The organism is Tabrizicola flagellatus, from assembly GCF_046295235.1.
Lineage (GTDB): Bacteria > Pseudomonadota > Alphaproteobacteria > Rhodobacterales > Rhodobacteraceae > Tabrizicola > Tabrizicola flagellata_A.
The window spans coordinates 42,901-53,580 of sequence record NZ_JBKBLV010000029.1 but is presented as its reverse complement, the minus strand read 5'-3'; the positions used below and the strand labels follow the sequence as shown (position 1 = coordinate 53,580).

11 protein-coding genes and 2 pseudogenes are annotated in these 10,680 nt (G+C 64.4%); 3 read left to right on the top strand and 10 right to left on the bottom strand.

Annotation, left to right across the window (positions count from 1 at the left end; translation table 11 throughout):
• The 5 genes from ACK4IU_RS13420 to ACK4IU_RS13400 all read right to left on the bottom strand — a co-directional run.
• A partial coding sequence (locus tag ACK4IU_RS13420; RefSeq protein ID WP_409736019.1) for an arsenate reductase (azurin) large subunit occupies positions 1-1,142 on the bottom strand: 1,142 nt, incomplete at its 3' end.
• 10 nt (positions 1,143-1,152) lie between these two features.
• A complete protein-coding gene (locus tag ACK4IU_RS13415) occupies positions 1,153-1,680 on the bottom strand; it encodes an arsenate reductase (azurin) small subunit (RefSeq protein ID WP_409736016.1) in 528 nt (175 codons plus the stop codon).
• Positions 1,681-1,830: 150 nt separating this feature from the next.
• Complete coding sequence (locus ACK4IU_RS13410; protein WP_409736013.1) at positions 1,831-3,036, bottom strand: sigma-54-dependent transcriptional regulator; 1,206 nt, start codon at positions 3,034-3,036, stop codon at positions 1,831-1,833.
• The gene (locus ACK4IU_RS13405; RefSeq protein WP_409736010.1) at positions 3,029-4,447 is read right to left on the bottom strand and encodes a sensor histidine kinase; all 1,419 of its coding nucleotides are present in this window, start codon (positions 4,445-4,447) and stop codon (positions 3,029-3,031) included. The genes ACK4IU_RS13410 and ACK4IU_RS13405 overlap by 8 nt, the downstream gene beginning before the upstream one ends.
• Before the next feature lie 5 nt (positions 4,448-4,452).
• The gene (locus ACK4IU_RS13400) at positions 4,453-5,313 is read right to left on the bottom strand and encodes a PhnD/SsuA/transferrin family substrate-binding protein (RefSeq protein WP_409736008.1); all 861 of its coding nucleotides are present in this window, start codon (positions 5,311-5,313) and stop codon (positions 4,453-4,455) included.
• 130 nt (positions 5,314-5,443) lie between these two features.
• Here ACK4IU_RS13400 and ACK4IU_RS13395 point away from each other — a divergent pair, with 130 nt between their 5' ends.
• The 3 genes and pseudogenes from ACK4IU_RS13395 to arsH all read left to right on the top strand — a co-directional run bounded on the left by ACK4IU_RS13395 (position 5,444) and on the right by arsH (position 7,494).
• Positions 5,444-5,767, top strand: a complete 324-nt coding sequence (locus ACK4IU_RS13395; RefSeq protein ID WP_409736006.1) for an ArsR/SmtB family transcription factor — start codon at positions 5,444-5,446, stop codon at positions 5,765-5,767.
• Entirely contained in the window at positions 5,764-6,783 is a 1,020-nt protein-coding gene (gene arsB, locus ACK4IU_RS13390; protein WP_409736003.1) for an ACR3 family arsenite efflux transporter, read from the top strand. The genes ACK4IU_RS13395 and arsB overlap by 4 nt, the downstream gene beginning before the upstream one ends.
• Positions 6,780-7,494 (top strand): annotated as a pseudogene (gene arsH, locus ACK4IU_RS13385) (arsenical resistance protein ArsH). The gene arsB and the pseudogene arsH overlap by 4 nt, the downstream one beginning before the upstream one ends.
• Here arsH and ACK4IU_RS13380 read toward each other — a convergent pair.
• The 5 genes and pseudogenes from ACK4IU_RS13380 to ACK4IU_RS13360 all read right to left on the bottom strand — a co-directional run bounded on the left by ACK4IU_RS13380 (position 7,480) and on the right by ACK4IU_RS13360 (position 10,634).
• A complete protein-coding gene (locus ACK4IU_RS13380) occupies positions 7,480-7,890 on the bottom strand; it encodes an OsmC family protein (protein WP_409736000.1) in 411 nt (136 codons plus the stop codon). The pseudogene arsH and the gene ACK4IU_RS13380 sit on opposite strands and share 15 nt — an antisense overlap.
• On the bottom strand, positions 7,890-8,117 hold the full coding sequence (locus ACK4IU_RS13375; protein ID WP_409735997.1) for a thioredoxin family protein: 228 nt from the start codon (positions 8,115-8,117) through the stop codon (positions 7,890-7,892). The genes ACK4IU_RS13380 and ACK4IU_RS13375 overlap by 1 nt, the downstream gene beginning before the upstream one ends.
• Before the next feature lie 14 nt (positions 8,118-8,131).
• Entirely contained in the window at positions 8,132-9,130 is a 999-nt protein-coding gene (locus ACK4IU_RS13370) for a permease (protein WP_409735995.1), read from the bottom strand.
• Positions 9,127-9,366 carry an ArsR/SmtB family transcription factor gene (locus ACK4IU_RS13365; protein ID WP_409736022.1) on the bottom strand — a complete coding sequence of 80 codons (240 nt, stop codon included), beginning with the start codon at positions 9,364-9,366 and terminating at the stop codon, positions 9,127-9,129. The genes ACK4IU_RS13370 and ACK4IU_RS13365 overlap by 4 nt, the downstream gene beginning before the upstream one ends.
• 175 nt (positions 9,367-9,541) lie before the next feature.
• Positions 9,542-10,634, bottom strand: a pseudogene (locus tag ACK4IU_RS13360) (IS5 family transposase).
• Between the last annotated feature and the right edge of the window lie 46 nt (positions 10,635-10,680).

Here is a 10,680-nt window from a genome sequence, read left to right as displayed (position 1 = left end):
TTGCGGCGGCTGCCGTCCTCCTTGGGCTTGGCGATCCATTCGGCGGCCTGGATGATCTGCGCCTCGGTCAGGCCCGTGGCGGCCGCACCGTCGGCGAGGCTCATCTTGCAGGCGGCACGCGCGGCCTCATAAGACCCCAGCGCGGCCGGATGGGCGCTGTCGGCGGGCACCGCCACGTCGCCCTGGAAGGTGGACTTGGCGATGAAATCGGCATCCACCCAGCCCTGGTCGGCGATGTAGGTGAAAAGCGTGTTGTGCAGCGCCACGTCCGACCCCGGCTGGATCGCCAGGTGCAGCACGTTTTCGGCACCCGCCACCTGTTCACAGCTGTCCACCGTGACGGTGCGGCGCGGGTCCGAGATCACGACCTTCGCCCCGGCCTGCATCCCCTTGACCATGTGGTTGAGGAACAGGTTGGTCTGGCATTCCATCGGGTTGGTGCCGACCAGGAAGATGGTGTCCGTCACCTCGTAGTCGGCATAGTTGTAGTTCAGCTCGTCCACGCCCATGTCGCGGCTGGAATGGACCTCGGACATGTAGGCCGGCCGGTTGTGGATGCGGCAATGCTTGACCTTCATCGACCCGAAGTAGAGCTTGCCGGTGCCCCAGGTGTTCTCATACCCGCCTGCGCTGCCGCCGTGGTCGAACATCGAGACATAGAGGTCGTCCTCGTTGTCCTTGTCGATCACCCGGGCGGTGACGCGGGCGACAAGGTCCAGCGCATCGTCCCAGCTGGTCGGCTGCCAGGTGCCGTAGCGCCAGACCAGCGGGTCGGTCAGGCGCTGCTGCTGCGTGCCGGTGATGTCCGAACGGCGGTTTTCGGCCATCCGCGCGCCGCGGATCGAGCCGAGGCCGGAGTTCACCTCGCAGTCCACATCCGGCTTGATGACCAGATGCACGTCGCGCCCGTCCTGCTTGACCACGTTGTACATGGACGGGGCATACCAAGCGGCGGTTTCCGCGCCCTGCTGCTTGGACAGATCCTCGCCGATCCAGTTGCTGTCGGTGGTGCCCTGGGTCTTCAGGGGCCAGGTATAGGCCTTGTAGCCGCAGCCGACGATGCAGTAGTGGCAGGTGACGTTGTGTTCCTTGGCGCCCGCGGGAATGATCGGCAGGCGGTCGATGTTGCGTTTGTAAGCCATGATCGCCCCCTTACCCTTGCAGCACGTTGGACAGACGGCCGTAGATCAGCTCGTCCGCGCCTTCGGCATAGATGTCGCCCTTGTCGTCCACCCGCAGCGTGAACTGCGGCAGGTTCTGCGTGGCATGGCCCCAGACCTGCTGGCCGCCCTTCTCGCAGTCGAAGCGGCTGAAGTGCCCGGGGCAGTTCAGCGTCTTGTCGGCGCCGTGGTAGGACATCACAAAGCCCTTGTGCGGGCACAGGACCGAAAAGGCGACTATGTCGCCATCCGGTCCGGCACCGCCTTCGACCGCGGTGCCCAGTTTCAGCAGGATGCCGGGGCTGTCGGCGTCGGGATAGCCGATGTCCATCGGCTCGTTCACCTTGAGATCGGCGACATTCGCTAGCTTGCTGGACGGATAGTCCAGCAGCGCCCGCGCCGTCTGCGCCTGGGCCTGCCCCGCGGGCAGGACCGTTGCCGCCGCAGCCCCTGCCGCGCCGAGAACACCCCCGCGCAGGAACTGGCGGCGGCCGACATCGACCAACCGGTTGCATTTCATGGTGCGTAACCTCCCTTGGCTCCCTTTGGTCCAAGGCTAGCGCAGGCGCGGCCTCCGCCGGGCGTCGATGATGTGACTGCTGCGGTGCGGCAAGTGCTTCTTAAGCTGCACTATTTTTGGGCGTTCGGATTTCCGAACATCGCCGGGCCTTCAGAGGCCGAGCTTCTGCATCTTTTCCCACAGCGTCGTCCGCGACACCCGCAGAAGCCGCGCCGCCTCACCGACCTGCCCCTGCGTCCGGTCAAGTGCTGCCAGGATCTGCGCCTTCTCGGCGGCATCGCGCACCTCGGAGAGAGGGCGCATCGCTTCCTCTGCCGCACGCTCCGGGAAGAGGTCGGCCGTCATCACCATTCCGCTTTCCGCCGCCTCGACCGCCCGCATCAGCCGGGCGCGCAACTCGCGGCCGTTTCCAGGCCAACCGTGCGCCCGGATCGCCTCTTCCGCCACGGCCGCGATCCCGATCAGCGGGACCTTCCTGCGGGCGTTCAGACCAGGGAACAGTTGTGCCGCCAGCCAGACCGCGTCGTCGGGCCGATCCGCCAGGGGAGGGACGACGATTTCGTGCGACTGCAACAGGGACAGAAGGTCAGCCCGCAGGCCCTGCGCCACGTCGTCGCCTTGCAGCCCGAGTGTGGCGATCAACCTGAACGGTGGGGCGCTGAGGGCCGCCATCAGGCTGTCCTGCGCGGCCGGGTCCAGATCGCCGATCCCGACCACCACCAGGGTGCCTTCGCCGACCTCGGCCAAAGCCGACTGCAACTCGGTTGCGCCCACCCGATCGCGCACTGCGTTGCAGACCACGATCGGCGCGGCGCGGCGTTCTGACAAGTCATGGACGCGCCGTGCCAGCCGCAGCTTGCCCAGCCCCTGCGCCCCGCGGATCAGCAACGGCGTGTCGCGGGCCGCCGCCTCGGCCACCTGGCGGTCCACGGTGCGGGCCGCAGCGGTGATCCCGGTTTCGGGCGGCATCTCCTGATCCGCGCGCGGTCGCATGATGGTTGCCAGCCGGGTGAGGAACGCCGCGATGTCGAAGGGCTTGGCGATGTAATCCGCAGCCCCCGACCGGATCAGCCGCACGGCCTGGTCGATCCCGCCCTGTCCCGTGATGAACAGGAAGGGCGGTGGATGCGAGGTGCGGGTCAGGGTGTCGTAAAGTTCCTCTCCCGTTCCATCGGGCAGGCGAATGTCACAGATGACCGCATCAAGGCTTTTGCGCGGCGTGCGGATCGCGGGCAGAGCGCGAGAAATCTGGCGATGCCACTGCACCTCGGCACCTTCCAGAGTTAGTCGCTGGACCAACGAGGCCCCCATGATCTCGTCGTCCTCGACCAGAACGATGCGCCTGCCTTCAAGCATTGCCAGCGCCCTTCAGGGGCAAAGTGACGCGGACCAGTGTTCTGTCCTCAACCCGCTCATGACGGATCTCGCCTTCGAGCTTCGACACCAGATCGTGCACGAGGCGCAGGCCGACCCCTCCGCCCGGAGGAAGCGGACCCGATGCCAAGAGCCTGCCAAGATCAGCCTGACCCAAACCGGGGCCAGTGTCCGTGATGTCAACGACAAGTCGTCCCTCGCCTGCTTTGACATCCAGACCGACCTGGCCTTCGTGACCGGCTGCAGCGCCTGCATTGAGCAGGAGATTCAGGACGATTTGTCGGACGGGAGCGGCAGGCAGCTGTGCCAAGGTTGCCGATCCGGCGTCGACAGTCCAATGCAGCGTTTGTGCGCGGCTGGCAACCTCAGGTTCGAACAGCAGCTTGAGGTCTTCAAAGTCTTCGGAGCGCAAAGCCTGGCCGACGCGGTCGAGGCGGTTTTCATCCAGAATGGCCCGGGTCACATCCCGCAGATGCGAGAGTCCGCGCTGCATGAGTTCGGCGGATTGACGCACGACCTCGGGTCGGTCCGAATAAGATAGAATGGTGTCGGCGGCGTTGAGCAGACCACCAAGAGGGTTGTTCACCTCATGCGCGAGCGACGAGGACAGCCGTCCAAGGCTGACAAATCGCTCGCGCTCTGCAAGCCGACGCTCGGCCTCGGCGCGGCTTTCGACAGCCGTGGTCATGCGATTGTAGGTTGAAATCAGCCGTGACAACCCTGGGTCGCCACGCGGAATATCTAGGTCAGGAATGGGCCTCGGCGCACCTTTGGAGTCGTCCATGGCCGACACCAAGGTGCCGACGGGGCGAAGGATTCGCGCAACGGCCAGCCAGCCCCCGAAGGCCAGAAGCGCCGTCGCCGCCGCATTTCCGAACAACAGCCAGATCGAAACATTGCGGCGTTCGGCCAGAAGATCAGTCACATCCAATTCGGTCACGATCCGACCGATCTGACGGCCCTGAAAAAGCAGCGGTGCCGCAACCCGAAGCACGGGATCACCGGTCATTCGAACGGCATCAGGTGGGAAAGCGCCTATGTCGAAGCCGGCAACAGCTTCGCCCACCGGCGCACGTCGCGGGTCAGTGGCCGCGAGGATGCGCCCCCGCTCATCGGCCACGATCGACAGGAGCAATCGTTGCCCATCATAGGCCGAACGTGCTCTGTCCAGAATGTCGTAGACTTCCCAGACATCCTGCCGGAGCACGGAGGGGCCGAGGGCGACGGACAAGCCTTCGACATGCAGTCTTGCGGTTTCGGACAGGCGGGCGTCCTGCACCCTGCCCAAGGCGGACAGGACGCTTTGGCTTGCCAGAAATCCGAGCAGGATCATCAGGCCCGCCATCACCAGCGGCACACGCAAAGTCACGGGCAGGTCGCGGAAGCGCGGCACAGGTCTCATCCGCCCGACAGGACAGCCATCCGTGCGGCGATGCCGTTGAAGAGGGCATCCTCGCCCGGCTCGATCCGATCAAGGCTGAGGAGCTTGAGGGCTTCTTTCCCCTGCGCTGTCGCCGAAAGACCCAGAAGCGCGGCATGGCAAGCGATCACTGATGGCTCGTCCATCCGATCTGCCCGGGCAACCATCGGGGGGAAGCCCAACCACTCTGAGCGCACTATGACTTTTGTCCGTGCTGTCAGATCCGGTTCAGCGGAACTGAGTGCTTCCCAGACATAGCCATCGACGCTGCCGGATCGGGTCAGGCCACCTGCCACCGAACGGACCACGTTCCTGTGACCATAGGTGAAGATGACCCGCGAGAAGAATTGGTCCGGGGTTTGGCCATCCCGGGCGAGGTCCGAGGCTGTGACGAGGAAACCGGAATTGCTGTCGGGGTCTGAGAACGCGTGAGTTCCGCCGCGCAGGTCGGACAGCGCGGTTGCGGGATCATCCGCAGCAACGATGAGATAGGACTGATACAGCGGTCGACCTTGCCAGACCGGAACGCCGAGGAGCGAAAGTTCTGCCTTGTGCTGAAGATAGGGATAGCCACATGTCCAGGCGGCATCTACGGAGCCGTCGAGAAGCGCTCCCGAGATCTCCTGGTAGGTGCGTCGCTGGACGAGTTCGATGTCTTGACCGATGCCTTCAGCCAAAGCGGCGTGCAGAGCGGAGATGACCGCCGCGTCGTTGTCAAGGAAGACTGGCGTCAGAGCAAATCTGAAAGGTGCCGGGCCCTGCGCCCAGCTTCGTGTCGCAATGAAGGGCGCGGCCAACGCCACCACCCCTCCCAACACAGTACGACGCGTGCTTTTCATCCTCTTTCTCCCGGAGCGCGTCTCCCTCGCGCTGCTTACGATCTCAAGCGCCACAAACTTGCTTGTCCGATGGCGGATGAAATCGTAAATCGACGATATACGGAATCCTGTCGACTTGGGAAGCGCGCAGATGGCAACTGACGAGACGACGACGGCCGCCTTGGCAAAGGCCCTCGCACATCCGGCGCGCATCCGGATCCTCCGATTGCTTCAGGCCACTCCCGGCTGCATAGGGGGCGACATCGTGGGCGCCGTCGGTCTGGCGCAATCAACGGTTTCGGAACACCTCCGCATCCTCAAGTCAGCGGGCGTGATCATGGGCGAGATTGACGGACCCCGGGTTTGTTATGCGCTGAACCCGGCGGCATTGGCCCCGCTTGCGGATTTGATCATGGGACTCACCCCTCCACCTGGCGGTGCCTGCTGCATCCCCGGGAAGAAAGAACCTGCATGAGCCTGTTCGAACGTTGGCTGACCCTCTGGGTCGCCCTTTGCATCCTTATCGGGCTTGTTCTTGGGAACCTCATACCCGGCCTGTTCGCCGTGCTCGCGGGGCTGGAGTATGCCTCGGTCAACCTGGTCGTGGCCGTGCTGATCTGGGCGATGGTCTATCCGATGATGATTGCGATCGATTTCGGTTCGCTGAAGGACGTAGGGCGGCGGCCGAAGGGGCTGGTCATCACACTGGTCATAAACTGGCTGATCAAGCCCTTCACCATGGCGGCGCTTGGGGTTCTGTTCTTCAATCACGTCTTCGCCGGGCTTATAGATCCGGCCAAGGCGCCGGAATACATCGCGGGGCTCATCCTGCTGGGCGCCGCGCCCTGCACCGCAATGGTGTTTGTCTGGTCGCAACTGACGAGGGGCGATCCGAACTACACTCTGGTGCAAGTCAGTGTGAACGACCTGATCATGGTCGTTGCCTTTGCGCCGATCGTCGCCTTCCTGCTGGGGGTCACCGACATCAAGGTGCCCTGGGAGACGCTGATCCTGTCGGTCGTCCTCTACATCGTCATTCCCCTGATCGCTGGGGCGCTGACGCGGCGGGCCTTGATGGCGCGAGGCGGGGAAGCCGCCTTGTCGGACTTCACGGCGCGGATCAAACCGGCCTCGGTTCTTGGCCTGCTGCTGACCGTGGTGCTGCTCTTCGGCTTTCAGGGGCAGGTGATCATCGCCCAGCCGCTGCTGATCGCGCTCATTGCCGTGCCGATCATCATCCAGTCCTACGGCATCTTCGCGCTCGGCTATGCCTGGGCCTTCGCATGGAATCTGCCGCACAAGGTGGCGGCGCCCTGTGCCCTGATCGGAACGTCGAACTTCTTCGAACTCGCGGTGGCAGTGGCCGTCGGCCTCTTTGGTCTGAACTCGGGCGCCGCGCTCGCCACGGTGGTCGGGGTGCTGGTCGAGGTGCCGGTGATGCTCTCGCTGGTCACCTTTGCCAACCGAACGCGGGACAAGTTTCCAGCATGACCGATGCGCCCGACATCGACGACGCGCTGTTCTCAGGTATCGACCGCGAACGGCTGCTTTCGCCTCCGCTTGCCGCCCACCCACCGCGACCCTGATCCTCCACGGCTCGCTCCGCGCCCGCAGCTACTCTCGGTTGGCGGCCGAGGAGGCGGCCGCATCCTGACCCGGCTCGGGGCCGAGGTGCGGTTTTTCCACCCCTCCGGCCTGCCGCTGGTCGATGACGGAGTGGACGCCAGCCACCCGAAGGTCCGCGAACTGCGCGACCTGACGGCCTGGTGCGAGGGGCTGGTCTGGTGCTTACCGGAGCGTCACGGGGCGATGACCGGCGTGATGAAGACACAGACCGACTGGATTCCGCTGTCCGAGGGGGCAGTTCGGCCAACCCAGGGCAAGACGCTGGCGGTCATGCAGGCGTCGGGCGGATCGCAAAGCTTCAATGCGGTCAACCAGATGCGCGTCCTCGGCCGCTGGATGCGGATGCTGACGATCCCGAACCAGTCCTCGATCCCGAAGGGGTTTCAGGAGTTCGACGAATCTGGGCGGATGCGCCTCTCGCTGCTTTGCGACCGGATCGTGGACGTGATGGAAGAACTGATGAAGTTCACGTTGCTGACGCGCGACCGGGCTGAATATCTCGTCGACCGCTATTCCGAGCGCAAGGAAAACGCCGAAGCCCTGATGAAGCGGGTGAACCTGTCAGCCGCGACCTGAGGCGCGGCGCAGGGCGCCGTCCAGGGGCACTGCCGCCGACAGCGTGTTCGAGATCGTGCCATATTTCAGGACGTTGCGGTGCAGCAAATCAAGGCGTTGGTCCGTCTCGGCGCTGTCCACGAGGATCTCGTAGCGGATCAGCGTCAGCTTCGGCGGCGCATCCTGGCGCACCGCCTCCAGCCGAACCTCGGCCCCGCCGAGCTGGAAATGCAGCATCGGCGTCACACGCTCGATGCCCTTCAGCATGCAGGCGGCCAGCGCGGACAGCAGCAGTTCCACCGGGTTCATCGCATCGCGCCGCCCGGCGAGATCGGTATCGAGCGTGATTTCTGCGTCCTTCGCCACGGCAAGGCTGCCATGTGCGTCGATCCGGCGGGCGTGGACGCGGTATTCCATCAGAGCAGCTTTCCGATTTCTTCGGCCGTCAGCACCTTGCCGGTCGAGACGACCTTTTCGTCCACTACCAGCCCCGGCGTCGACATCACCCCATAGGCGGCGATTTCGGCGAAGTCGGTGACTTTGACGATCTCGGCCGCCTTGCCCGCCGCTGCGGCAGCGGCCTTGGCGTTTTCGCCCAAGGCGATGCATTTCTTGCAGCCCGAGCCGAGTATCTTGATGATCATGATGCGGTCCTTTCTCAGATGAACCAGTTGGAAATCGCGTTGAAGACCAGCCCTATGGACAGGATGCCAAGGGTCACGACGCCGGTGAAGGTGACCAAGAGCGGCATCTTCACCACGCGCTTGAGCATTATGAGCGAGGGCAGCGACAGGGCGGTCACCGCCATCATGAAAGCCAGCACTGTGCCAAGGCCCACGCCCTTGGCGACCAGCGCCTCGGCGATCGGCAGGGTGCCGAAGATGTCGGCATACATGGGGATGCCCACCAGCACCGCCACAGGGACCGACCACCATTTGTCCTGCCCGAGAAGGGCCGAGATCACGTCGGCGGGCACCCAGTTGTGAATCGCCGCTCCAATCCCGACGCCGATCAGCACATAGGGCCAGACGCGGTGGACGATTTCCACCACCTGATCGCGCGCATAGGTCAGCCGTTCACTCCGGGTCATGGTCGCAGCTTCGCCCGATACTGGGACCGTGCGGACGAATTCCGCCACCTGATCCTCCATCCCAAGGCGTCCGATGATCGTGCCGCCCACGATGGCCACCACCAGCCCGACCGCCACATAGGCAAGGGCAATCGGCCAGTTGAAGATCGAGGCCAGCAGGATCACCGAGGCCAGATCCACCAGAGGCGAGGAGATCAGGAAAGAGAACGTCACCGCCAGCGGAAGGCCCGCCGCCGTGAAGCCGATGAAGAGCGGGATCGACGAGCACGAACAGAAGGGCGTCAGTGTACCCAGAAGGGCTGCCAGCGTATTGGCACCCAGACCGGACCGCCCGCCCAGCATGGCGCGCGTGCGTTCGGGCGGGAAATGGCTTTGGACATAAGAGATGGCAAAAATCAGCACCGACAGCAGGATGAAGATCTTGATCACGTCATAAACAAAGAACTGCACCGACCCGCCAAGCCGCGAGGTCGGGTCAAACCCACTGGCCACCACGCCGGCACCCACTAGGTCGTTGAGCCAGGTCATCCGCAGCAGTTGGTCGTTCAGCCAGCCGAAAATGTTCATGCGGCTGCCTCCGTGACCATGATCTGCCGCTCCAGCGCGGCTTCGACCAGGCGCGCAAGGGAAGGCGGCAGTTCCGGGTTGATCCGGTAGCGCACCCATCGCGCATCGCGCCGGTCCAGCACCAGCCCTGCCTGCTTCAGCACCTGCATGTGCCGCGACATCCGGCTTTGGGTTGCTCCCAGCTTGCGCATCAATTCGCAGACACAGTGTTCCGAACCGTCCGCTAGCTGGCGCATTGCTTCAAGGCGGGTCGGTTCGGCCAAGGCGGACAGAACAGGCAGGATCATAGGGGGAACTCCAATTCACGCGTTTCTGCGCATAAGCGAGCTTCCCGTGCCTTGATCTGAATCAGTCAGCACGACTCTGTTGCACAAATCGGCTGACGGCCGGCCCCCCTTTCCCCGGACAGACCTATCCTGCGACCTCTGTGATGGGTGCTCCGAGCGCTGTGAAGCCGTTGAGCACGGCGACGCGGACCTGGAACTCTGCGACCTGACGGTCGAAGGTGAGCCATCGAGGCGCCATCGGTTCAAGCCCGATGGCGAACGGCGGACAGGCGCTGGCCCTGCCGCTTGACGCAATGCATCTTGGTTGGTCTCGGCGCGGCTTCGGCGGCGATAGCCGCTCCATGGTCGCCAGATGGTCCGGCCGAGGCGCTTCGATGTCCGGAGAATCTCGTTTCATGCGATGGCCCCGGCGGTGTCGGGCTTCCAGGACTTCGCGTTCTTGCGGGGTGGTATGATCGCGGCAGCCCCGCGCGCGGCGATGGCGTCGTGGCACTTGCGGGTGTCGAAGGCACCATCGGCGGTGACGGAGGCGATCTGCTGTTCGGGCGGGATCTGGTCGAGCGGTTCGGGCAGCATGGGGGCGTCACCGATATCGCTCGTGGTGAACTCGGCCGCCCGGATTGCCAGCCGTCTCGGGGAAACGGTCCACTGGACCGTTTCCTGATCCTCCTCCATCTCGTCGATCCCGATGTGGATCTTGCGCCAGTCGAGCCACGGTTTCGTCACCGGTTCGAGAAACCGTGGCGAGGGGCGCTTGGTGCCCCCGTGCTTGCCGGCGTTCCACTCCCCTTCGCCTTCCACCTTGACCCCCCTCGCCATGGTCACTCGGACCAGTGGCGTTCCCATGGCTCGATGTCGACCAGAAGGTGCAAGGGGCCTTCCGAACCTCGGCAGGGGATGTTCACCTTCAGGGTCTTCTGGCGCCGCGACAGCGTGCTGAAGTCGGGCACGGCCCAGCCCAGACCGATCAGGCGCAGGAGGCTTTCGACGAACCCGGTCGTCTGCCTCAGCGCCATGCCGAACAGCACCTTCATGGTCAGGCAGGTCTGGATTGCGGCGTCGCTATAGTCGGGTTGCCGCCCGCGCTTGCCGGTGGGCGCGGCGTCCAAGGTCATGGCGGGGTCGAGCCAGATCGTCAGCGAGCCACGGCTCTTCAGCGCATTGTTATAGGCGGGCCAGGTCCCGGTCTTGTCGCTCGGGGGTGTCGGTCTGCTCATACAGCCCAGCTACCACGCTGGATTCACAAGATGAATCCCACACGCG